Below are 22,607 nucleotides of genomic sequence, written 5' to 3'. Positions count from 1 at the left end.
TCGCGCATCCCTATGCATCTTGGGAGCGAGGAACGAACGAAAACACGAATGGATTGATTAGGCAATACTTTCCGAAGAACAGAGATTTCACCACGATTACACAACAGGAGATTGATCACGCCATGAAAAGACTGAATAATCGACCAAGAAAAAGATTAGGATACCTTACACCCAATCAGGTATTCTTCAAAAATACGCTTGCACTTCAAAATTGAACTCGCGAAGATAAATTCCCACCTCAATTCACGCTTAAAATTTTACGCAAACAATCGTCCTGCGTTATCCTATTAAGGCAGGTAAATAGCGTTGATCCTTATGGGTCAGATTTTTTTAAATTGCGGAGAGATTTATGTCACACCATCAACCAGGTATTTTGCAACCCTTGCCAGCCCACGCTACCTACTTGCATTTTGATCTTGCGGAACACGCGGATAGAAGTGCAGTCTATGCGGCGCTGGTACGTCTGCAAAAGCTGATTGATGGTGATCGTGTTGTGCTCGGCGTCGGGGCTATCTTGGCTGACTTTTTACAAGTGGAAATATCGGGCTTACGTAATTTTGCTGGCATCGATGGTAGCCTGGTAGATTTACCTGCAACCCCCTCGGCCTTATGGTTGTGGCTGCGTGAATCAGAGCGCGGTGAACTGATTCATCAGCAACAACGCGTTCAACAATTACTGGCGCCAGCATTTAATTTGCAGCAGCAAATAGATGCATTTAAATATGATACCGGGCGCGATCTGAGTGGTTATGAAGATGGTACTGAAAATCCACAGGATGAACATGCCATCGCAGTAGCAATCACGGAAGATGGAGGAAGTTTTGTTGCCGTTCAACAATGGCATCATCATTTTGATCATCTGCAAAAAATGTCACAGACCGAACGTGACGATATGATAGGACGTCGTCAGTCCGATAACGAAGAGTTAGACGACGCCCCTCTTTCAGCGCATGTAAAACGCACCGCCCAAGAAGATTTCGAACCGGAAGCTTTTGTACTTCGTCGATTTATGCCGTGGTCCGCAGGTGCTAAGGCCGGATTTTATTTCGTCGCTTTTGCGACGTCGTTTCAGGCATTTGAAGCGCAGTTACGCCGCATGTCGGGTGCTGAAGATGGCATTACCGATGCCTTGTTTAAATTTACGCAGCCAGGCACTGGCGCTTATTTCTGGTGCCCACCTATCAAAGACCAGCAGCTTTCTTTGAATTGGTTGCCTGCATAATCTACGATTCCGCGATAAAAATCAGCGGCGGCGCCACCAGATCAAGGTGCCGCTGACGGCAAATAGTAAGGGCAACAGGCCAACAATCGTGACGACGATCTTGCTGGTGACGCCAAAAATTTCTCCGCTATGAAGTGGAAAAAAATAACTATAAAACCGGTTTTCTGGCGTTCCTTTTAATGGGTCACTCACTTTAATTACCTTGCCTTCTTCGGCATCGATTGTCACACGCGTGGCGCCACTTCCTTCACGTAATTCGTCAGGCTGATGGAGGCGTATTTCGTATTTCCCGTTGACCGCTTCAGGCAGTTTAATTCGGCTAACCCGCGCCAACGGAAATTGTTGTTGCGCGAGTGAAATCACCTGTTCCAGATTCAGATTTTTGATTGTCTCCTGCTCGATATTTTTATCGGTGTCATGCCTATTTTTGGCACTGACAGTCGTGGGTAACCATGGTGAGAAAAGCGGTGTAATCCACTCAGAATGATTAAAATAAATTCCCGTCATTGCAATTATTAAAAAGAACGGTGCCGTATAAAAACCTGCGGCGCGATGCAAACTGAAATTGAACCGCTTCCATGAGCCTTGATGCGAGATGGTGATGGCTTGCCGCCAGGCTTTTAACTTCCAGACTGGCCACCAGAGGTAAATGCCACTGAGCGCGAGGATTAGCAAAACGATCCCATTGATGCTGACCAGCAGTTTTCCGTTATCGCCGCTTAGTAGTTGCCGATGTAAAGACACTAACGATGGCATCAATTGTGTTGGTGAAAAGCCTGTTTCACCCGTAAAACGTTCACCCATCACGACGCCCGTGTAGGGGTTAATCATGACTTGCCGCGTCGCTTTTTTCTCTGTCTGATCGCCTTTTGATTGCGACGATTTATACCAAGCGATGAAGGCTTCATTCCTTTTTTCCGGAAGCTCTAACATCGACGGACTGATACCATTTTCGGTTCGAACTAAATCTTCTAATAAGACTGATATTGGTAATCGTTTGTTGGTGGAGAATTCGATTTGATCAGATATCGGTACTTGCATTAGCTCTCGGTTTAGACGGACGTCTAATTCGTGTTTCCATGTAATCGCCGCTCCGGTCAGCCCTTGTAAGATCAGAAATAAAGCGAATGGTAATGCGAGCCAGCAATGAATTCGTCGGAAAAGTTGGTGTCTGAATGTCTGCATAAAAAAAGAAAATCACCCGCAACGGATGACATAAAATGTTCAATAAGGCGACCATAAAGAATGGAACGCTTAAGGTGTGAATTGAACATATCGACGTTCAACACACGTTGGATTTGATTCGCTGCTTTTAAGCGAATGCGTTATGAATACGGATATATTAATGCAAATGAGAATTATTCTCAATGAATTAATTGTTATTGTTTGGTAAAAGAAGCGTCATATCATCGCAAAGCGATATGACAGGGATGTGATTGAAGGTGTTAGTCGATGAAAGCCTGTTGATCTATGACGATGCGCGGGATTGTTGCCTTTAATTGGTCAGATAGCTTCGCAATTGCTTGCTTGACTTAATTGACGTTATGCACATTCGTCATTAAGTCGGGTCCGAGGTGCTTGTGTAAAATGGCCTCGATGCAGCCGTCTTTTCGCATATCGGCGATTGTTTTCTCAAACAAAACAGCCAGCTCGTCACTGACATTTGCCTTCGATATGACGAGTGAAAAATTGACCGTTTCTGTTGGTACCCAGTCTTTAATCACGAATTGCTCACGTAATTCTGGGGCTTGTAGCGGTAGCATGCCCGTCGGCAATGCCAACATAGCGTCAATTCTATGGGCTCGAAAAAGGCGGATGACAGTTTCAAAATCGCCTACTTCTTCAACCCTCCCCTGAGATCGCATTTGCGCCAACCATGCTTCGTAGGTCTCACCATGTTGAAAGCCTTTGACGACGCCGACGCGCAATTGACTATAAGCTAGAAAACCCTCAGCAGATTGTGATTCTGGTGGTAGATTTTTGCGGAGAATCGCAAAATTATGAGTGGAAAAATAAGGAATAAATCGGGTAAATTTTTCGCGTTCTTTGGTTGCAATCCCAGACACAGAAAGATCTAAGGTACCCTGACGTATTTGCGCCCAAATTCGCACTCTGGAATCCACACTCGTTCGAAAAGAACAAGCTGTGCGTCGTTGTAACTCATCAACCACATCCTTATCGATCCCGAGAAACTCTCCCTTGGCATTGCGATAAAACAATGCACCATCTTCGTAGAATGCGAGCCGCAGTTGACTACATGCGACGTTGTTGTCCGCTACACAAAATTCGCAAAAACATAACAATATCAGAAACAACAAGCCAGACAAGATCGTTGTTTTTCGCAAGTAATATTGCATAGACTACCTCGACGATTTGCCATCACAAAGCAAATAAGTGCCAATTGCCCTATTAAAAGATCACCTCTGCAAACGACACAACTTCAGCAACCATTTTGCATCAATTCCGACCCACCCTGAAATGTATTTTTTCTCCCACTTCTTTATCAACAAAAAGTTGATATTCAATTTAACAACGACACAAAAGCAATCTTTGCCAAATCGTTGATCCGTTGATATCAGCAACAGATGAGGCACGCTAAAGCTTGTATCTTTTCACCATACTCAGTAGAGTATTACCTTAGGTCTTGGAATTATCTATAAAAACATTGAGTCGGAGAACAAACATGGCAGATACTCCCCCCCTGAAGATTGTTAGTGGGAACGCACTTAGTGATGTGCAAAAAAAAGATCTGTTGCACAGATTGGCAAGGATAGAAGGACAGCTGCGCGGCGTGCAAAAATTAATTGCCAAGGCTGAACATCCAGACGACTGTGACGGCATCGCACAACAAATGTCGGCTGCGCGTAAAGCCTTGGATCGATCATTTGTTACTCTTTTAACAAATTCATTAGTGACACATGCCGAGAAAGCAGGCACGGTGGAAGAGTCAATAGAAAGTAGTAAGCGCGTTGCTGCCTTACTCGAAAAATTCGTTTGATCTTGTACATCAATCAGCACCTTGGCTAAAAAGACGTCGTTTCAGATCAGGTTGACCAGGATTACCTTATGAAGTTTTATTTAAAAACCGTTGCGAACGGTAGAGCTCGCGGTTTTGTTCGATTTATTCTGGCCAGAATTTTGTTTGCAAGTTCGTTACTGGTGGCATCAGCGGTCAGCGCAAGTGAACCACAAAAAGTCGTTCTACTTATCAGCGAACTAAGAACAGACAGCGGAGAAATTATTCCGGTCAGGGAGAATGTACGCAATTTGTTGAGTTATTTTGAACATCAATTGCATATTCAATTCGAAATTCATCGTTACCCCTTATCACGCCTTTTATCGAACACAAAAAATGGCGAAGGTATTGCGTTTGGGTTGTCTAAAAATAAAGAACGAGCGTCTCAATTTGTCTTTTCTGATCCGGTGTATTCGAATTCAGTATGGATGATCAAGCGCAGCGACAATTCATTTACCTTCGAAACTTTGACTGATTTAAAGGGAAAAACGATCGGCGTTACTCGCGGTACGACCTATGGTGATGATTTCGATAAGCAAATTAATGTTCTATTTAAGGTCGAAGATGACGTCAGTTCACCATCGTCAAGACTACGCAAATTGCTTAATAAGCGCATGGATCTGATGCTGGTAAGCACCCATAATACCCAGGCATCCGATGTCGAAAATATCATGTATAAAATACTTCGCTCCGAGGCTAAAAGCGAGGAAGATGCCATCAAATCAGGTATCACAGTGTTGAAAAAACCACTGATGACCGATGACATTTATTTTATAGCCGCACCGGGCCCTACTGAAGACTGGATACATAAACTGAATCAGGTGATTGTCGCCGGAAAAAAATCTGGTGAAATTAATCGTCTGATCTCTGAATACAACCAATAGAGGTACCGTTGAGGTACCGTTTATCAGGCAGCAAGATGACGGCTTTGGCGCTGCGGCGTTGCTTTGACCGTGCTGCCAGTTTTATCTCCGGCCTTAGCGCTCTTCTCGCTGCCTTGCTTATGTTGTGCATGGCCTGCATAGTCGCTAGAAACTAAGTTTTCTACCGTCTCTTTGCTGATACCACGCTCGTGCTGTAGCCAGTTTGAGACTAAACCTGCAAGCCGATCTAAAGCAATGCGGTGCGTCGCGTCGGTATTGGCATACACCCAGTCTGACAACGCCATGAAATTAGTAAAAGGTGATTCGCCTAAAATCACAGGTAATGTATTCGCAAACCGACCAGAATTTGCCACCATATCCCAATAGCGGGCAAAACGCACCAGTCTTTGCATCGCTGCAAAAGGCACATCTTTATTCGCGAGAATCGTGTACGGTGGCATAGGATCGAACGCCAATTGGTAAGCATCAGTATGTCGAATAATAGGTGTGCCACGCAGACGTTTCAGAATACCAAATTGGATTTCATGCGGACCTAAAGCCACTAACTTATCGAAACCGGCGGCAAAACTTTCCATCGTTTCACCAGGCAAACCTGCAATCAGATCGACGTGCAAGTGGGCATGCGAATGTTCACATAGCCAACGTATATTTTCTGCCGCCTTGTCGTTGTTTTGCTTGCGACTGATGAGACTTTGTACCTCTGGATTAAAACTCTGAATACCGATTTCAAATTGTAGTGTGCCTGCCGGGAATTTTTGTATGCCCTCCTTCAGCGCGTCTGGCAAATGATCAGGTACAACTTCAAAATGGGCAAACACCGGATCGTGCGGTGCGGCCGCCAGCTTATCGAGAAAGAACTGCATGATCTTCAAACTGGTCTTAATATTCAAATTAAAAGTACGATCAACAAATTTGAATAAACGGGCACCACGTTGATATAGGCTTTCCATTTCTTGCAGAAACGCGTCGATCTCAAAAGGCCACGCAGTTTTATCCAGTGCCGATAAGCAAAATTCACATTTAAATGGGCAACCTCGTGAAGCCTCGACGTATAAGGTGCGATGCCGAATATCCTGATCCGTGTATAAATCGTACGGCAACTTGATGTCCTTCATTGGTGGCTGCAATCCGGCATGGACTTTCATCAGTGGCTGCGGGCCATTGATAATTTGCTGACATAATGCGGGAAAACTGACATCACCCCAACCGGTAATCACATAGTCAGCCAAGCGGATAATGTCTTGCTCACTGGTTTCATGCGATACCTCGGGACCACCTAGCACAATCACGACGTCTGGTGCAACGCGCTTTAGGATGGCCACCACCTGCGTGATTTCAACCACGTTCCAGATGTAGACCCCAAATCCGACAATCAATTTCTGGTCGGGCTGGCGATAGGCAAGAATTTTTTCAACAACATCCGTACTACGAGCGCCAATTACAAATTCGTGAATCTGGGTTTGCTCTTGCAGGTCTCCCATATTCGCGAGCAGATAACGTAAGCCCAGTGATGCATGGGCGTAGCGGGCATTGAGAGTAGTCAGCAGGATAGTCATGGCGCAGCAAAAACGAAGAATAAGACTCTATTGTACAGTGCTGGCGATTCATACCCTCGCCTTGCCTCGAGAGTATGCTGCTCTATTTTTACCCTATGATGCCAAATAATTACCACCAGAGGACAAAAAGAACCTTCAGTTATGAACCATCACGGACGTAAGTAACCCGTCGTCAGATGGTTAGGCGATCAGATCGCGTGTGATAGCTGCAATCCCATATCTTCAGACGACATCAATTTTTGAATATCGATCAAGATGAGCATACGTTCTTCGAGCGGGGCCAAGCCGATCAGAAAATCAGACTCGATGGTTGAACCGATTTCTGGAGTTGGCTTGATTTGATCCTGGGTCAAGGTAATGACATCAGAAACACTATCGACCACGATACCCATTGTTTGCCCGGCAATATTCAGAATCACCACCACGGTGAATTGATCATACACCGCGGTACCAAGTGAGAACTTCATGCGTAAATCGATAATCGGCACAATCACACCACGTAAATTCATGACACCTTTCATGAAATCTGGCGCATTGGCAATTCGGGTTACTGCTTCATAGCCTCGTAATTCCTGAACTCGTTGAATATCGATGCCGTATTCCTCATTTCCGAGCGTAAAAGACAGAAATTCCAGTGGTGCCTGATGGTTATCTGCTACTCGTGCTTGAGAAGCGTTGTCGTTTGACATGTTGACATTCCTCCTTGTGGCAAAGATCGTTTAAATAGACCCAGTAATTTGCTTGGTCACCAGAGATGAATTTTCTGGTGCTTTTACGTTGGCACACGGTTATACCCAGCGTAAAACGAACGCAGTTAATAGTAGTGCAATGCCATTTTAATTTCCAGAAATAACTTTTTCATCGCTAAAAGTACCAAGTCTGGCACATCTAATCGACCATAAATGCAACAAGTCGTGAAAAAAAACAGCTTGTACCTGTGGTCTACTCCAAATCAATTTGATCCGAGATACCAAGTCAAATATGTCATAAAACCGGATTGGTGCCTACACAATGCGGGATTCGTCCAGATTAATAGCTTTAATCCTATTTTTTTTAGCTTCATCCCTCCGATTTTGCAGTTCATCGCATCTTGCTAGTCGCTTGACGCACATGTGACTAAAGTGGAGACATCAACCAACCACTTCAGGGGAAATAAAATGAAAACATCGATTAAAACCAGCGCCATTTTCGCAACTGCTTTATTTGCTGGCGTGCTCGCCGTCGGTAACGCATTTACTGCTAATACTCACGCAACTGCAAGCGTAAGTTCAGACGCAATACCAAGTGTCGTAATTACGGCGCAGCGCATGAGTGAAGATCAGAAAATTGCATTTGATGCAGAACAATCTGGTATGCAAACCGTGGTCATTAGCGCCAAGCATTTAACTGCAGACCAAAAATTAGCGATGGATAAAGCCGATACATTGAACGCTCAGCACATCGCTGCTAGCGGCAATCATCGGACTGCCATTTAATGAAAAGGTCGATAATGCCAGAGAGCGATGTAACCAATTTTGGTGCTTTAGTCAGCGACATTCGGCGAACCCCTCGCACCTCTAATCTGAGTCTTATGCAGTTCACGATATAGCCTCAGAATTGTCAAAGCAAAACGATTTGCAAGCTTGATAGATGCAGATATTTTTGCCTTGATCGTTCTGAGGCCGCTTCTGAGGCGGCTTCTGAGGCCGCTTCTGAGGCCAACAACGAATCCATATTAATTGACCGTGTTCTATTCTGTGATGTTGACGTTCTTATCCATCGCCAACTGTGTACTTTTTAGGACGAGGTTTGCTGTAGTTGTTGAAGGCATTCTGACAAAACAGAATCGCCTTCCAATAAAGCTAAACCATCGGTTGTCGTGATAACTCCATGGTCCATTAGTAGCCGCAGTCTGGCGATTTGTTCAGCTTGTCGCAAACAATTGCCTAGTGCGGAATTCTGGTCTGACGTCGCTTCGGTGGTATTTTCCAAAATCGCCTGCAGTACCGGTTCCGGAAATTCCCATTTCCTTCCCACTTGAATTGATAAATGTGGGGTCAGGTTGAAAAAAATATCTTGAAAAGCGGTTGATGAAGGTAAGGTATCCGTCACCCCAGTCTGATCGACCAGCCTAAAAGCGACGATCAATCCAACGTCATATAACAAGCCAGTCAGAAAGGCATGAAAAGGGTCGAGGTTTTTATGTTTTGCCAGCAATTGACAGGCAAGCGAATTTTTTTCTGAATGCGCCCAAATCCGGGGTGCTAATTCTTTCGCTAGTTTCCCACTTTGCATCTGGATAATCGGCCGAAAAGCGGTACGGGCAATGAGCATGCGCAGACCATTTAAACCCAATAACTGGATCGCACTATCCAGGCTGCTGACGCGACTACTGAGATTGAAATAGGCGCCATTTACCTCGTGTAGCAGTTCGCCGACCAATAACGTATCTTTGAAAATCTGTTGTGCTAGCTCATTGGCGGACACATTCGTATCACGCAGGCTTTTTAATACGTTAAGTAAAACCGTCGGTACGCGTGGCAGTAATTGCGAAGCGCCTGATTCAGATTGCTTCAGTCTATCTAAGGCTTGCAGAATAGTCTTTTCGACATAAGGGCTGGCTTCATCGACTTCGTTACCGAGCAGCCACTGGCGGTATTGCTGATTAAAGTCTTGATGTGGTTGCCACGCTTGGCCTGTATTAGCAACACTTGCATCATGAGGGACAGTTTTTGGACTAATGGTCGAACCATCAGGCATCGACTTAAATTCAGCTGAAACTGATGTTGAATTCCCAAAAAATCGTCGAAAAAATTCGATCACAAACAATCCCAATCATAGCTTGAGGAACGAAAGACAAAAACGCTTGTTGGACACTTCTCTGATGCTTCTTTGACTTGAGTTAGACACGAATTTCGATACACGTGACCTTGTAGTGTACGATCATGGTAGCCGATATTGTTACATATGCACAGAGTTGATTCCATTCATCAAATTGAATTGGCTATGGCATACTACCGATCCATTTTATGAAAGTAGATTCCCTATGAACACCGAAGAACGGCTGGTTGACTTTGAAATTCGTTTGTCACGCCAGGACGATCTGGTTGACACTTTGAACACCCAAGTGTATCGACAACAGAAAAAAATTGATGAATTAGAGGCTTTGTTGACGGCGATGGCTGCGAGAATGCGCGAACTGGCGATTACTGCAAATCAAAGAAATACCATGGTAGACGAAAGACCGCCACATTATTAAGAAGTCAGCTTTTAGCACTGCGTATGCTGTGTTGGCCTAATGGATCAATGAATCAGACTTGCAACGAGGGAATGTAAATCATCGGTAGAGTCATGAAGAATCTGGCGCAAGGTACTTCCTTCAAGCTCACAGTCAATTGAGGCAGCTGTTTCGGCAATAATGTTCTCACTGCGATTATCTAAAGGGGATGCTAATGTCGTCAGTTCGTTGGCCAGAAGTAAGGTATCACCCAAAGTTTCAGGTGGCATAGCCAGGGTACCGTACCACAAGGTTTCGATGGCCGTGACGACACGTTTGGGAACCAGCAATTGGCGTAATACCGCCCGTCCTATGTAAATCTCGTGATCTTCATCCAGTTCATCTTCGATAGCGCAATCGTGATTTTCCTGAAGTGAGGGAAATTCATCGGCGCGCGCGAGCAAGTAAAAACCACCAATTTCATGCACGATGCCAGCGAATAAGGCTGTTTCCGGGTCGATTTTACTGACTTTTCTGGCGAGTAAATGAGACATCGCCGCAACGTGAGCGGAATGTTGCCAAAGCAGTTCCATCTTCGCTCTGATCTTGGGATTTTTGATCGCTTGATTAATTTGTCGCATTGCCACTGCAACGACTACCGATCGTAGAGTGTTGAAGCCGAGTATCGTGATTGCCGTTCGGACATTTGTGACGCCACCACCAAATCGGCTATACGCGATGGAATTAGCGATAGCGACAACACGCACCGCAACGATCGGATCTTGCATGACTAACTTGGAAGCCGCTTCTATGCCGCATTCAGGATCGTTGAGTGCTTCTTGAATCTTGAGAGTGGCGTGCACATTGGTTGGGAAAGTTAGCTCTCCCAACTTCGCCTCGGCAACAATTTTTTTTAACGCTTCCGGTTTATTCATAGTTTTACATGTGCTGGTGAGCGTCATTGTAAATCTAATTGCGTGCAAATCAATAGGAAATCAATAGTTAGTAGTAAATTAACATTAAATTAACGGTAAATTAATAATAAATTACTTATTGTGAATTCCTAACGCTTTGATTAATTTACCTTTTGTGCTTGCTAACCCATTCATATCGTCGAGTGGCTCGGCCTTATGTATCGTATTTCCCCGATTGGTCGTTGCAAAGCTGGACGTGCCTAACTTGAAAGCCGATACGACCCGTGCCAGATTACCTGCTTGCTCTTCCATACTTTCAGCCGCCGCCGCCGCTTGTTCTACTAGCGCTGCATTTTGTTGGGTCATCTCATCCATTTGGGTAATGGCGCGATTCACTTCTTCGATACCGGTGCTTTGTTCTTGTCCAGCCGCAGTGATTTCTGCCATGATGTCCGCTACGTGTTTTACCGATGTGACAATTTCGTTCATGGTTTGTCCAGCGGCATCGACTAATTTACCACCAGACTCGACTTTTTCCACCGAGTCACCGATCAGAATTTTGATTTCCTTGGCGGCGCTCGCGCTTCGTTGTGCGAGATTACGTACCTCAGAAGCGACCACTGCAAAACCACGTCCTTGCTCACCTGCACGTGCAGCTTCTACGGCGGCATTTAAAGCCAGAATGTTTGTTTGAAAAGCAATACCGTCAATGACACTGATGATATCGACAATTTTGCGAGAACTTTCTTTAATGGAGTTCATGGTATGCACAACTTTACCGACTTCTTCACCGCCTTTAATAGCAAAGTTAGAGGCAGAAGTGACTAAGCCGTTGGCTTGTCGTGCATTGTCCGCATTGTGGCGCACTGTCGCGGTGATTTCTTCCATTGAACTGGCGGTTTCTTCCAATGCGCCAGCCTGGGTTTCTGTGCGTGACGACAAATCTGCATTGCCTGAAGAAATTTCACCGGAGGCAATCGCAATGGCATCAGTTCCTTGCCTTACTTCACTGACGATGTTAAACAGATTGTCATTCATTTCTTTCAATGCATTTAACAATTCACTGATTTCATCGTTACCTTCGGCGGCCTCGCGATGTGACAATTCACCCGCTGCAACCCGTTTTGCAATTTCTAACGCCTCACCAAGTGGTCTGGTAATACTGCGAGTCAGAATTAATGAAAATCCCACACCTGCCACTAAAACAATGCCACCGATGACCAGCAAAACGGCCACAAGCTTACTCGCATTGCTCTCAGCTTGGTTGGCGAGTTCTGCAGATGCTGCATCTTGAAGATCAACAAGTTTATTAATTTCAAGTAAAGCTTTTTGTTGAAGTGGATCAATCTGTGTCGCAATCAGTTTGACCGCCTCTTCTCCATTAAATGACAGCAGCATTTTAAATGCTTCTTTTGTTGGCGCGTCAACTTGCTGGTCATATCCGGTAATGGCATCGAGGATCTTTTTCTCTTCGTTGCTCAATCCTAATGCCACTAGTTTGTCGTGGGCTTCATTAAATTTGGCACGCTTATTTTTGATCAGTGATTTTTGCTTTTCAATTTCACTGAGATCAGTCTGCATGCCGATATTTCTGATTGCCAGTCCGCCTTCCAACATGCTGCTTTTCATGTTTGCTGCCTGCGCGGTTTTGCTATGCGACAGTTCAATACCTTTCATCATGACTTGACGGTTCCGGGCGCTAAGTACGCTGCCGGCGATTAAGATCAGAATCAAAGAAATCAAAATTACGCCAAAGCCAATAGCGAGGCGTGTTCCTATTCGAAGTTGACGGAAATTCATAATGACCCCTTTAGTATTAATCGTGTCTTTGCAGAGAACTTTTGACCGATTATTCTGAGGTTTGCGTTGACTTTGCCAAGGTGCAGAATAAAGGGAGGAGGTGTCAAACAGTTCAATAACGGTCGATGTTGGTTAAGAAATAAATTAAAAAATGAGACCACAAGCAAAAATGCACACTATCAAAGATCTCATTTGGCAAATAAAATTTTGACGCCTCAGCTTGTTTCAGCTGAGGCGTAACGCTGGTTCCATACTATGTCAAAATTGCTTTGGTGCAAAGCTTGATTTGTTGTTTCAAACACACGAGGTGAGATGATTGACACTTTTTTTCAAGGCGACGATCTGTGACGAAAAATCTAACTGGTATTAGATAGGTAGGAAAAAGGACGATAAAGTTTGCTCTAGTTACACAGCTTTTATTAAAGATGAAAATTAAGTCGTTAAATAAAGCAGGGATTTTTTTAAAAATGAATTAATTCAATGCAAAAATTTGTATGACACGATGCGTCAAATTATTTTGATTATGCTTAAAAAAAGTACGCATTTTTCCTCAAAAAAAACCCGCTCTTTAATTCAATTTTTACTTTTTACTTAATTCTTGTTCTTGCAATGCGCGCCACATCACTTTGCCGGTGCCTGATTTTGGTAAACCTTGAACAAAATCGATGACTCGTGGGACTTTGTAGGCAGCCATTTTTTGATTGGCCCAAAGAATAATGTCTTCAGCGTTCACGTCGACATTGGCTTTTTTGACGATGACCGCTTTGACGGTTTCGCCTCGATAGGGGTCACGGCTCGCGATGACGCAGCATTCTTGTATTGCCGGATGTTGGTACATCATCGATTCGACTTCCGCTGGCCAGACTTTAAATCCACTGGCATTAATCATGCGTTTAAGTCTGTCAGTAAAGAAAAAGAATCCATCTTCATCGATGTAGCCTAAGTCGCCCGAGCGGAAAAATTGTTTACCATCTAATTCCGCGAAGGATTCCGCTGTTTTACTGGCATCGTTCCAATAACCTTTAAATACCTGTGGGCCATGGATCCATATTTCGCCTTGTTCGCCTTGCGGCACTTCTTTACCGGTGGTTGGGTCAACAATACGGGCATCGACATTGAATAGTGGAATACCCAGACATTGTTGCTTCATACGTTGAGGTGGATTGACGTGTGAAGGGGCCATGGTTTCTGATAGGCCGTATCCTTCCATGTAGACCTGACCAGTCAATTCCAGCAGCTTTTGGGCGATTGCCGCAGGCATCGCTGCACCACCGCCGGAGACGCGCGCGAGTTTGGAAATATCGTATTCCTCCAGACGCGGATTGGACAAGAAGTCGATCATCATCGAAGGCACTAAAGTCCAATTGGTGACGCCATAGCGAGTAATCAATTGACCTGCAACGTCACGATCCCAGCGTGGCAAAATCACCAAGGTACCGCCACAATAGATCGTCACATTCATTACCGACTGCATACCCGTGACATGGAAGAAGGGCAGTACTGCCAAGGCGACCTGATTTGGAATGCCGGCACCAGTCCATGCGGGGCTGGCGGCAATATTAAACATGACTGTGCTATGGGTGTGAATGCATCCTTTTGGATGTCCGGTGGTTCCTGAGGTGTAAGGCATGCAGGCAAGGTCATCCGAGCCGGCGAGATGTTCTGCTGGCGCGAGATTGGCAGCGAGTGCTTTTTTCCAAGGAGTGACGCCATCGATCAAAGGAACGTCAGCTTTCGCCTTTACAAATTCAGGCACCGTCAGATTCGTTTCACTCGTCAGATAATCGGAATAGGTACTGACGACAATATGGTGTAAATCATTTGGATGAAGTAAATTCAGAATTTTTGGGAGTATTTCCTGCGCGACAATCGCCGTTTTGGCGCCACTATCTCGCACATAGTGAGCTAACTCTTCGCTCAGCAACATTGGATTAACAGGAACAACCATCGCATCAGCTCTTAAAATCGCATAAAAACCAATAACAAATTGCACGCTGTTTTGCATGTTGAGTAAAACTCGATCCCCCTTTTTGACACCGCAAACTTGTTGTAAATACCCTGCTAAAGCGAGTACTTCGGAATTGAGTTGCTTATATGTGAGCACCGAGTCATAAAATATGAGTGCTGATTTATCTGGATATCGAAATGCGGAGACGTGCAAATTTTGGTAGACGCTGGTCGCTGGCGCGATCAGTTGATATGGCAAGCCTTGTGGCCAGTGCGGGTAATGCAAAGTATTCATGAAGTGTCTCCGGGTGGGGAAAACCGAAAGTCGAGATTGCCACAATTAGCGCTCGTTTGCACGAATCTTTGTAAAAATGAAGGTATAAAAATATGATAATTTGTAAATTTGGTAACGTAGAAAGTGTCTGGATAGCGCTACAATGAGGCGATCTACATCGATTACTTAATTACTCTCGGAGCTATTGTGTATCCCACTCACAAATTTGTTCATTTCGCACTCATCGCAACGCTGGGTCTTGTTTTGTCTGCATGCGGCGGCGGCAACAGTAGCAGTAGCAGTTCAGCCTCAACGAGTAGCGCAGTATCGATAACAGTTCCTGCGACAACCACGGTGTCGAGTGGCGCCCCTCTCACTTTTGTTGGTCATGCAAGCAGTACCGCTGGCGCTATCACCAGTATGAATTGGCAGATTACAACCTTGACCTTAGGCGCTAATCCAGTCACGGCCGTTGGCAACAGTAGTTGTAGCACAACACAGGCTGATGCAACCGGGAGTGGTGTAAGTTGCACGCTGCAGCTAACGCCACCATCGCTGCTCACAGCTGATACGACTTATCAGCTGACATTCTCAGCGACGGATGCTAAAGGCAATAGCAATAATTCTTTGACGACACTGCAGGTCCTGCAATCCGCCTCTAGTAGCTATAATCCTGTGGTGGCGGTCGGCACCAATACGAGCGCCACTTCAGGTGACACGGTTCCGCTCACATGTAATGCGACGGCGGGTAGTTCTGCACCGGCAGGTGTCACGTTTGCCTACCAATGGGTGGTCAATGATGCTGCAGGGTTAACGCTGAGCCTGATTAATTCCACGACGGCCAACAGTAGTTTTGTTGCCCCAGTGGTAACCCAGGCAACGGCCGTCAAATTACAATGTCGCGTGACCGATAGCAATCAGAAAACTGCTACAGCGATTCAAACAATCACGATCAATCCTATCATTTTACCTACCGCCGTACCTATTTCTACCAGTGGTGGAAACGTCTCGCCTGGAGCAACGCAACAATTAGATGGCACCGCAAGTAAGCTCTATGACGCGAATGGTAAAGTCACGACTGGCACCATTTATTATTTGTGGAAATACACGTCCGCATCGCCATCCACGGCGTCGCCGGTTACCGTGATCAATCCCAACAATGCGGTCGCAAGTATTGTTTTTCCTAGCGTCGTAACGACACCCACGACTTACACGTTTACCTTGTATGCTTCAAGTTCACCGATCGATCCGACCAACCTGTCAAGCAACGCCGTTAAGCAAAATCCAGTGGTGTTTTATGTCAGCGCATTACCTTCAATCGTGCTGTCGATCAATCCGCAGATTATTCAGGTCAACAGTGGCGGCATTGTCAATATCACCGCAAATACATCGGCAAATAGCAGTAGTTCACCGCCGATTTACTTTAGCTGGATACAAACCTACGGCCCATTTGTGACCTTGCTCAATTACAATTCGCAAACCACGGCATTTATTGCGCCAACGGTCGCTACTGGTGCCACGCCAGCACAATTAACGTTTATGGTGTGCGCGTCGTACCAGACGACCGTCGCTTGTCCGGGCGCAGGCAGCTCGACCTTTAGTGCATTGGTCGTGGTCAGCCCGTAGTGCGTTTTGGTTCAGCGCGGCAAACGTCTGATTTTGTCGCGCTGATGTTGGCGTGAAAGTGTAAGAGTAGCGACGAATATCTCACGCATAAAAAAGATAAAACTACCGATCAACGATAAAATCCCGCCGACAAACAATGCCGCGATCAATTTATCTAATGTTAACCCTGTCGCATCGCCGAGAAATAACGCTGCAATCACCAGACAAATGAGCAGGCCCGTAGTGGTGCTGAGGGTAATAGCGCGATTGATCAGATGGGAGCGGCGGTATAACTCATCGAGCTCTTCTTCCAATTCGGTTTCCAGCTCGATGCGCTTGCCTTCTTCCGTTCTCAATAACTGTTCTACCACTCTGGCTCTGTCAATAATGCGTGCTAAGCGACTCGTGAGTACGGAGAGCTTGGTGCCGACACCAGTCAGTAAAAATACGGGGGCAATGGCCAGTTGTATGGTGTGGCCGACGTCGCCTAGTTGCAAATTAATCATGGTGATCTTTTCTCTTATGGTCAGGATTTTCGCTAAATTACTTCGCGTCAAAGAGCGCGTTTTTATTTAAATTATTTTTGTAGTAATTCATTTTTATAACAACAATCTTGCTTGTTTACTTCGCGGCAGTTCAACATTGATTGTCGGTGCAGCATACAGCAAAGCACGTCGATCATTCTGTGGAACTTGCGCAGCGCAGAGAAAACAGACGGTAAATCCGGTTCTCTAAGACAAAATCGCGATGACTATCCTAATCGATCTCAGAAGTACGTTCAAGATTGTTGAGCCAAGTGATGGCGGCAAAGGCAATGTTGGCAGCTAAAATGCAGATACTCTCTGATGATACTTAGTGTCTGTCCGAAGCGCTTTGAACTGGGAGGGTCAACGTTACTTCTAGCCCGCCCTCTGTTAAATTGGTGAGCTGGAGTTCGCCACCATGCTGTTGGGCAATATTTTGAGCAATGGTCAAACCCAGCCCTGTGCCACCAGACTCCCTTGATCGGGATGTTTCCATGCGGAAGAAAGGTTCAAACACCTTTTTTTGAAATTCTTCAGGAATACCGGTTCCGCCGTCACGAATCAATACCTTGAGGACATCAGCCCCATCAACTTTATCCAGCTTCAGACTAATGTTTGCGTAATATCCGTATTTGACCGCATTGTCGATCAGATTTGTCAGGCATCGCCTTAATGCTTGTGGTCTCGCTAGAACGGTGATGCCAGGCAACCCATTGAAGTTGATTTTTTGACCTGCTTCGATGGCATCGCTACAGACACTGTCGATTAAGGAGTCGATATCCAATGGCCTTAGGGCTTCACTGCTATCCATACTGCGCGCCAGATCTAGCCCCTCTTTGATCATCATTTGCATCGCCGACAGATCGCCAATTAATTTATTGCGCAATTCCGCATCACTCACTTTTTCTAATCGCAATCGCAAGCGCGTTAATGGCGTCTGTAAATCATGTGTAATTGCTGCCAACATGTGAGTTCGTTGTGAAATGTGATGACGAATGCGACCCTGCATTGCATTAAATGCACGCGTCGCCTGCAAAATTTCCGTGGTGCCGGTTTCCGGTAAGGCTGGACTGTTAATATCTTGCCCAAGTGCAGTCGCTGCCTCGGCCATCTGTTGCAAAGGTCGCATTGCCATGCGGGAAATTACATACGACAAAATAGCGACGCTCACCAGAAACATCAGCAAGTACTGAACAAAATCCGTATGCAGCGGCGGGGTCGCGCGTGGCGGGGTCACTGTCAGACGTAAGCCAGTGCCATCGTGCAACGTTATTCCTAAGCTTTCACAAGGAAGCCGGGTAACGGCGGCGTCCGTTGGCAGTCGCGGGCATAAGGACGGATCAGTGGGGAGTGAACTCACGCGAAAACTTTGGCCTAATTTCGCGCTGACCGCTTTGGCGTAGTCTGATTCGGGATTCGCCGGAATAGATTCTGATGCTGCTGAAGCAACTTGCAAGCCCATTGGTGGTGCGGTTGCAAGGAAGTGTTCACGACTGGCGGTCGGCAACACATCTAATGCGCGCGCCATTTGTTCAGTGCGCTCGATATTGTGCGAAATCCGGTACTGCATGAGCGTTTTTTCACGCTCGCCAAACGCCAGCCAGCCAGTCAATGCGGTAGACGACAGCATACCTAACATCAGTACGGTAAATACCCGTCCCCACATCGACGACAAAATCTTCATGTATTTTTTTCAGTGACAACGCTCACTGCTAACACATAACCGCCATTGCGCACCGTTTTGATGATTTGCGGCGTCCGAGCATCTTCGCGCAGCTTTTGTCGCAAACGACTGATCTGAATATCAATCGAGCGATCGAACGGATCAGCGTCACGGCCGTGGGTCATATTGAGCAACTGGTCACGATTCAAAATACGGTTCGGATGTTCCAGGAAGATGTTGAGCATTCTGAACTCAGCACCTGACAAAGAGACCACCATATCGTCGGGACTGATCAAATGGCGAGCCGTCATATCCAGCGTCCAACCGGCAAATTTGATTTTTTGCAACGCGTCGTTACCAGAATTGGCGTGCGTATGTTGAGTGCGACGCAACACGCTGCGTATCCGCGCTAGCAATTCGCGTGGTTCAAATGGTTTTGGCAGATAGTCATCGGCCCCCATTTCAAGACCAATAATCCGATCCAGAGGTTCGCCACGTGCCGTCAACATAATCACTGGAATATTCGATTTGCCGCGCAGATTACGACAGAGAGTCAGACCATCATCGCCCGGTAAATTTAAATCCAGCACGATCAGTTCAAACTGATGTTCGAGCATTGCCGCCCACATGGTGGGGCCATCTGCTGCCATAATGGCAGAGTAACCATTGTGATCCAGGTATTCCGCCAGTAAAGTACGGATTTCCCGATCATCGTCAACGATAAGAATTTTATTTGATGTATCCATATGTCCCATTATGTGCTCGGTTCCCAAGAAAAAAATAGTGATTTTGTATCAGCTTGTTATGATAAACCTTTGTCTGGAAACTTAGAAACATCAATTGCGCGTTTTACATCGTTTATGTTACTCAGGGATACAAACAGCAGCAAAATTGATATCCCTGAGATACAAGAGCGGCGCACCATACAGCTAAATTAAAAGTCATATTAAGTCGTATTGATTGTAGGTTTCATATTTCCTTAGCATTAGGGCAAATGCTTCGTTTGACTAACGACAATTTGCGAAGCGAGGATTTTCCATGGTTAAAAGTGAGAACACATGAAAAATATAAAGCAAACTTTGTTGATCGGTCTGGCGCTGGTTGGATTCAGTGCTTCGCCGTTTGCTTTGGCGCAGTCTAACCCTGCTGCCTCAGTTCCAGCAGCAGGCGCGCAGGAGTTGCCGGGGCATTCACCGCAGGACATGGAAAAGTGGCACGAAAAAATGAAAGAGCGTGCAATCAAGCATCAAGCTGAATTGCATGAAAGATTAAAAATCACGCCAGCCCAGGAGCCAGCCTGGAAGACATTTACGCAAGCGATGACGCCACCATCGATGCCCGAACATATGCATAGCCAGGATCAGGAAAAACTGAGTACACCTGAACGTATGGCCTTGTCGTTGGAACGCATGAAAAAGCACGAAGCCTTGATGCAAACACGGCTGGACGCGGTCAAGACTTTTTACGTAGCGCTCACACCTGACCAACAAAAGATCTTTGACGAAAGCCATAAGCGTATGCAAAAAGAAATGCAAGAACGCATGGCAAAGCAAATGGAAAAAGGTGGTCGTGTAGGAACGATGGAAAGACACTAACCTGATCTTCTGTATTAAAAGCAGTCCAGGTTTGGTTACCTGGACTGCTTTTTTTATTTCTATCGGGCAATTTAATCCGTTAATCAGTCAACGCTTGGTTCCGCGCGCAAATTCCTTAAACGCGCGCTTTGATCCACTCCAGCAACATATCCTCTGGTATTGGTCGCCCAATTAAGAATCCCTGGCCTTCATGGCATCCCATTGCCTGCAAGGTATCCAAATGCGTTTGTGTTTCTATGCCTTCTGCGATGACGGATAAACCAAGTTTTTTTCCTAACTGCGTAATCAGTTCAGCGATTCTTGGTCCTTCAGGGGTATCGATCTGTTGTACAAAAGCGCGATCGATTTTGAGTCTGTCTACCGGTAATTTATCCAAATAGCTGAGCGAAGAAAAGCCAGTCCCAAAATCATCAATGGCAATATTAATGCCCATTTTTTTGAGTTCATGCAGGCGGCTTTCGAACATGCTTGCGCTCGCCATTGTGACTGATTCGGTGATTTCTAATTCGAGATTTTCTGGTCTTAAACCACTATCAGCAAGCGCCTTGCGCACATTTTCGACAAAGTCATCCTGACGAAATTGCACTACCGAGACATTGACCGCCATTCTTTCTGGCGCAATCCCAGCTTTTTGCAATCGCACCATTAAAAAACAGGCCGTGCGTAAGACCCACGCACCGAGACTGACGATCAATCCAGAATATTCTGCCAGTGGAATGAAGTCAGTTGGTGGAATCATTTGTCCATCGTCGGTGCGCCAGCGTATCAATGCTTCGAGTCCGATAAAACGTTGTGTGCTGAGTTCAATTTGCGGTTGGTACATTAAAAATAAGCGCTCAGCATCAAACGCTGCATGCAGATGCTGCATCAAAGTGGCTCGCTCACGTATTTCCAGTCCCATTTTTCGAGTGAACAAGGTGTAGCTACCACGCTGGTATGTTTTGCTACGTTTTAAGGCGATGCTGGCATCTTTTAAGGCTTCAGCGCCGTCTGTTTCGTAGCCGGATAATTCCACCATACCGGTCGAGGTTGAGACAGCATGCGCTGTATCATCGAAAATAAAAGGTGCACTAAAAAGCTGTTTCAAGTGATCGGGATGCAATTGTGCCTGGTGACCCAACAAGCCAAATACATCACCGGAAATACGCGCCAGAAAAATATCGTTACCCAGATCAGAGCGCAATCGATCTGCTACCGCTTTTAATAGCAAATCGCCATAGTGATGGCCAAGGACGTCGTTAATTTCGGCGAAGTCGTCGATATCAACCAGCGCCAGCATTTGCTGTGGCCTTTTGGCCTTGATTAAATCGTTGATGTGGTCGATAAACTTTAATCGATTCGGTAACTTGAGAAGTTGATCACGGTAGGCATGATTTTTGAGTTGATTCACCAAGCTCAAATTATCCAGACACACACCAAGATTAGAGCAAAACACTTCTAATAAATTGTGATTGATTTCAGATAAAGCGTAAGGCAAATCGATGTAGGCTGCGAGTGGACGGTTGCCGCGACCCGAAAAATATAAGGTCATGTTGTGTTCATTGAACAGCGACTCGCGATGTGTCAGCACATGTGTCAGGGCATTTTGAATATTAACGTCCCCGATTTCGTCGATTGTACAATTCATGAGGCGACTGTAATGTCCTGCAGAGGCAATGACGTTGAATTGCTGTCCGTTCTCACCCTCGTTCAGCTCGCCTTGAGCACACAAAAGACCTTCCGGTGGCACACCGCATAGGGCCGCAATTTGTGTAATAACGCCCGCAGCAAACGCCTGGATACCATGATCGAACGTGAATGAGGCACTGGAAAGAATAATTTGATGTAGGCCACGTCGACTAGCGTCGATGGTGCATATTTGCTCATAGGACCGAATTGCTGCAGTTAATGAGGTCAGTAACTTCTTACGGGTCAGCTCATTTTTTGTTTTGTAATCATTGATATCAAAGTTGCGAATGGCTTCTTCTTCGGGGGCGTAGCCTGGTTGGCCGGTGCGAAGAATAATACGTGTATCGCGCCATTTGAGTTCTTCGCGAATAAAACTGACCAATTCCAAACCTGCTTGCTCAGTTTCCATCACCACGTCGAGCAGAATGACGGCGATATCGGATTCGTTGGCAAAAACGCGTCTGGTCTCTTCTTTGGAGTAGGTATGAATAAATTCCAGAGGGCGATTCAGAATTTGCGTATATTGCAATGCAAAACATGTCGTTTTGTGGACGTCTTCATCGTCGTCAACGATCGCAATTTTCCAGCTGCGAACGGGCGCGTTTGAAGCTTGCGAGGGGTCATCAGTAGAATCGTCTTCAATGAACAAATCGTCGTCATCGATTGGCATGCAACCCCCGGGTGGCAAAATCTATAGGATTATCAAGTCCAGTAAGGCCAGTATATCCTATGCAAAGCAAACG

General features: G+C 45.7%; 20 protein-coding genes. 8 read left to right on the top strand and 12 right to left on the bottom strand.

What is annotated here, in order from left to right; translation table 11 throughout:
• Both ACO0K1_RS12845 and ACO0K1_RS12840 read left to right on the top strand, forming a co-directional pair.
• Positions 1-215: IS30 family transposase (locus ACO0K1_RS12845; protein ID WP_423026298.1), on the top strand; the 215-nt coding region annotated here is incomplete at its 5' end.
• A gap of 134 nt (positions 216-349) precedes the next feature.
• Entirely contained in the window at positions 350-1,222 is an 873-nt protein-coding gene (locus ACO0K1_RS12840) for a Dyp-type peroxidase (RefSeq protein WP_423026296.1), read from the top strand.
• A gap of 21 nt (positions 1,223-1,243) precedes the next feature.
• Here ACO0K1_RS12840 and ACO0K1_RS12835 read toward each other — a convergent pair whose 3' ends face one another.
• Both ACO0K1_RS12835 and ACO0K1_RS12830 read right to left on the bottom strand, forming a co-directional pair.
• Entirely contained in the window at positions 1,244-2,407 is a 1,164-nt protein-coding gene (locus ACO0K1_RS12835) for a PepSY-associated TM helix domain-containing protein (RefSeq protein WP_423026294.1), read from the bottom strand.
• Positions 2,408-2,754: 347 nt separating this feature from the next.
• A complete protein-coding gene (locus ACO0K1_RS12830) occupies positions 2,755-3,579 on the bottom strand; it encodes a substrate-binding periplasmic protein (RefSeq protein ID WP_423026292.1) in 825 nt (274 codons plus the stop codon).
• A 326-nt stretch (positions 3,580-3,905) separates the two neighbouring features.
• On the opposite strand from ACO0K1_RS12830, the gene ACO0K1_RS12825 reads away from it, so the two are divergent.
• Positions 3,906-4,220 (top strand): metal-sensitive transcriptional regulator, encoded by a 315-nt coding sequence (locus ACO0K1_RS12825; protein ID WP_423026290.1) that lies wholly within the window; start codon positions 3,906-3,908, stop codon positions 4,218-4,220.
• Positions 4,221-4,288: 68 nt separating this feature from the next.
• Entirely contained in the window at positions 4,289-5,122 is an 834-nt protein-coding gene (locus tag ACO0K1_RS12820; RefSeq protein WP_423026288.1) for a transporter substrate-binding domain-containing protein, read from the top strand.
• Between the two features lie 23 nt (positions 5,123-5,145).
• On the opposite strand, the gene ACO0K1_RS12815 is transcribed toward ACO0K1_RS12820, so the two are convergent.
• Both ACO0K1_RS12815 and ACO0K1_RS12810 read right to left on the bottom strand, forming a co-directional pair.
• Complete coding sequence (locus tag ACO0K1_RS12815; protein ID WP_423026286.1) at positions 5,146-6,678, bottom strand: DUF4080 domain-containing protein; 1,533 nt, start codon at positions 6,676-6,678, stop codon at positions 5,146-5,148.
• A 188-nt stretch (positions 6,679-6,866) separates the two neighbouring features.
• Positions 6,867-7,367, bottom strand: coding sequence for a chemotaxis protein CheW (locus tag ACO0K1_RS12810; protein WP_423026284.1), 501 nt, complete (start codon positions 7,365-7,367; stop codon positions 6,867-6,869).
• Between the two features lie 468 nt (positions 7,368-7,835).
• Between ACO0K1_RS12810 and ACO0K1_RS12805 the strand changes: the two genes are divergently transcribed.
• A complete protein-coding gene (locus ACO0K1_RS12805; protein WP_423026282.1) occupies positions 7,836-8,153 on the top strand; it encodes a hypothetical protein in 318 nt (105 codons plus the stop codon).
• Positions 8,154-8,454: 301 nt separating this feature from the next.
• Here the strand turns inward: ACO0K1_RS12805 and ACO0K1_RS12800 are convergent, their stop codons facing one another.
• Positions 8,455-9,417 (bottom strand): HDOD domain-containing protein, encoded by a 963-nt coding sequence (locus tag ACO0K1_RS12800; protein WP_423026280.1) that lies wholly within the window; start codon positions 9,415-9,417, stop codon positions 8,455-8,457.
• 286 nt (positions 9,418-9,703) lie between these two features.
• Between ACO0K1_RS12800 and ACO0K1_RS12795 the strand changes: the two genes are divergently transcribed.
• A complete protein-coding gene (locus ACO0K1_RS12795; protein WP_423026278.1) occupies positions 9,704-9,916 on the top strand; it encodes a SlyX family protein in 213 nt (70 codons plus the stop codon).
• Positions 9,917-9,960: 44 nt separating this feature from the next.
• On the opposite strand, the gene ACO0K1_RS12790 is transcribed toward ACO0K1_RS12795, so the two are convergent.
• The 3 genes from ACO0K1_RS12790 to ACO0K1_RS12780 all read right to left on the bottom strand — a co-directional run bounded on the left by ACO0K1_RS12790 (position 9,961) and on the right by ACO0K1_RS12780 (position 14,830).
• A complete protein-coding gene (locus ACO0K1_RS12790) occupies positions 9,961-10,809 on the bottom strand; it encodes an HDOD domain-containing protein (RefSeq protein ID WP_423026276.1) in 849 nt (282 codons plus the stop codon).
• 111 nt (positions 10,810-10,920) lie between these two features.
• The gene (locus ACO0K1_RS12785; RefSeq protein ID WP_423026274.1) at positions 10,921-12,588 is read right to left on the bottom strand and encodes a methyl-accepting chemotaxis protein; all 1,668 of its coding nucleotides are present in this window, start codon (positions 12,586-12,588) and stop codon (positions 10,921-10,923) included.
• Positions 12,589-13,168: 580 nt separating this feature from the next.
• The gene (locus ACO0K1_RS12780; protein ID WP_423026272.1) at positions 13,169-14,830 is read right to left on the bottom strand and encodes a long-chain fatty acid--CoA ligase; all 1,662 of its coding nucleotides are present in this window, start codon (positions 14,828-14,830) and stop codon (positions 13,169-13,171) included.
• 186 nt (positions 14,831-15,016) lie between these two features.
• Here ACO0K1_RS12780 and ACO0K1_RS12775 point away from each other — a divergent pair, with 186 nt between their 5' ends.
• Complete coding sequence (locus tag ACO0K1_RS12775; RefSeq protein ID WP_423026270.1) at positions 15,017-16,435, top strand: hypothetical protein; 1,419 nt, start codon at positions 15,017-15,019, stop codon at positions 16,433-16,435.
• 11 nt (positions 16,436-16,446) lie between these two features.
• Here the strand turns inward: ACO0K1_RS12775 and ACO0K1_RS12770 are convergent, their stop codons facing one another.
• From ACO0K1_RS12770 to ACO0K1_RS12760, 3 genes are all read right to left on the bottom strand, one after another.
• Positions 16,447-16,917 carry a DUF2721 domain-containing protein gene (locus ACO0K1_RS12770; protein ID WP_423026304.1) on the bottom strand — a complete coding sequence of 157 codons (471 nt, stop codon included), beginning with the start codon at positions 16,915-16,917 and terminating at the stop codon, positions 16,447-16,449.
• A 349-nt stretch (positions 16,918-17,266) separates the two neighbouring features.
• Entirely contained in the window at positions 17,267-18,622 is a 1,356-nt protein-coding gene (locus ACO0K1_RS12765) for an ATP-binding protein (RefSeq protein WP_423026268.1), read from the bottom strand.
• Positions 18,619-19,347 carry a response regulator gene (locus ACO0K1_RS12760; protein WP_423026266.1) on the bottom strand — a complete coding sequence of 243 codons (729 nt, stop codon included), beginning with the start codon at positions 19,345-19,347 and terminating at the stop codon, positions 18,619-18,621. Before ACO0K1_RS12760 ends, ACO0K1_RS12765 begins: the two co-directional genes overlap by 4 nt.
• A 312-nt stretch (positions 19,348-19,659) precedes the next feature.
• On the opposite strand from ACO0K1_RS12760, the gene ACO0K1_RS12755 reads away from it, so the two are divergent.
• Positions 19,660-20,196, top strand: coding sequence for a Spy/CpxP family protein refolding chaperone (locus tag ACO0K1_RS12755; RefSeq protein WP_423026264.1), 537 nt, complete (start codon positions 19,660-19,662; stop codon positions 20,194-20,196).
• Positions 20,197-20,311: 115 nt separating this feature from the next.
• On the opposite strand, the gene ACO0K1_RS12750 is transcribed toward ACO0K1_RS12755, so the two are convergent.
• The gene (locus ACO0K1_RS12750) at positions 20,312-22,534 is read right to left on the bottom strand and encodes a bifunctional diguanylate cyclase/phosphodiesterase (protein WP_423026262.1); all 2,223 of its coding nucleotides are present in this window, start codon (positions 22,532-22,534) and stop codon (positions 20,312-20,314) included.
• Positions 22,535-22,607: the final 73 nt, after the last annotated feature.

It is taken from the genome of Undibacterium sp. SXout20W, assembly GCF_049340285.1.
Classification (GTDB): domain Bacteria; phylum Pseudomonadota; class Gammaproteobacteria; order Burkholderiales; family Burkholderiaceae_D; genus Undibacterium.
This window is presented reverse-complemented; position numbering and strand designations above follow the sequence as displayed.

Excerpts from the sequence above, each read along its gene's own strand:
- ACO0K1_RS12840 (WP_423026296.1), top strand. The coding sequence starts at position 350 with ATGTCACACCATCAACCAGGTATTTTGCAACCCTTGCCAGCCCACGCT.
- ACO0K1_RS12835 (WP_423026294.1), bottom strand. The coding sequence starts at position 2,407 with ATGCAGACATTCAGACACCAACTTTTCCGACGAATTCATTGCTGGCTC.
- ACO0K1_RS12830 (WP_423026292.1), bottom strand. The coding sequence starts at position 3,579 with ATGCAATATTACTTGCGAAAAACAACGATCTTGTCTGGCTTGTTGTTT.
- ACO0K1_RS12825 (WP_423026290.1), top strand. The coding sequence starts at position 3,906 with ATGGCAGATACTCCCCCCCTGAAGATTGTTAGTGGGAACGCACTTAGT.
- ACO0K1_RS12820 (WP_423026288.1), top strand. The coding sequence starts at position 4,289 with ATGAAGTTTTATTTAAAAACCGTTGCGAACGGTAGAGCTCGCGGTTTT.
- ACO0K1_RS12815 (WP_423026286.1), bottom strand. The coding sequence starts at position 6,678 with ATGACTATCCTGCTGACTACTCTCAATGCCCGCTACGCCCATGCATCA.
- ACO0K1_RS12810 (WP_423026284.1), bottom strand. The coding sequence starts at position 7,367 with ATGTCAAACGACAACGCTTCTCAAGCACGAGTAGCAGATAACCATCAG.
- ACO0K1_RS12805 (WP_423026282.1), top strand. The coding sequence starts at position 7,836 with ATGAAAACATCGATTAAAACCAGCGCCATTTTCGCAACTGCTTTATTT.
- ACO0K1_RS12800 (WP_423026280.1), bottom strand. The coding sequence starts at position 9,417 with ATGCCTGATGGTTCGACCATTAGTCCAAAAACTGTCCCTCATGATGCA.
- ACO0K1_RS12795 (WP_423026278.1), top strand. The coding sequence starts at position 9,704 with ATGAACACCGAAGAACGGCTGGTTGACTTTGAAATTCGTTTGTCACGC.
- ACO0K1_RS12790 (WP_423026276.1), bottom strand. The coding sequence starts at position 10,809 with ATGAATAAACCGGAAGCGTTAAAAAAAATTGTTGCCGAGGCGAAGTTG.
- ACO0K1_RS12785 (WP_423026274.1), bottom strand. The coding sequence starts at position 12,588 with ATGAATTTCCGTCAACTTCGAATAGGAACACGCCTCGCTATTGGCTTT.
- ACO0K1_RS12780 (WP_423026272.1), bottom strand. The coding sequence starts at position 14,830 with ATGAATACTTTGCATTACCCGCACTGGCCACAAGGCTTGCCATATCAA.
- ACO0K1_RS12765 (WP_423026268.1), bottom strand. The coding sequence starts at position 18,622 with ATGAAGATTTTGTCGTCGATGTGGGGACGGGTATTTACCGTACTGATG.
- ACO0K1_RS12760 (WP_423026266.1), bottom strand. The coding sequence starts at position 19,347 with ATGGATACATCAAATAAAATTCTTATCGTTGACGATGATCGGGAAATC.
- ACO0K1_RS12755 (WP_423026264.1), top strand. The coding sequence starts at position 19,660 with ATGAAAAATATAAAGCAAACTTTGTTGATCGGTCTGGCGCTGGTTGGA.
- ACO0K1_RS12750 (WP_423026262.1), bottom strand. The coding sequence starts at position 22,534 with ATGCCAATCGATGACGACGATTTGTTCATTGAAGACGATTCTACTGAT.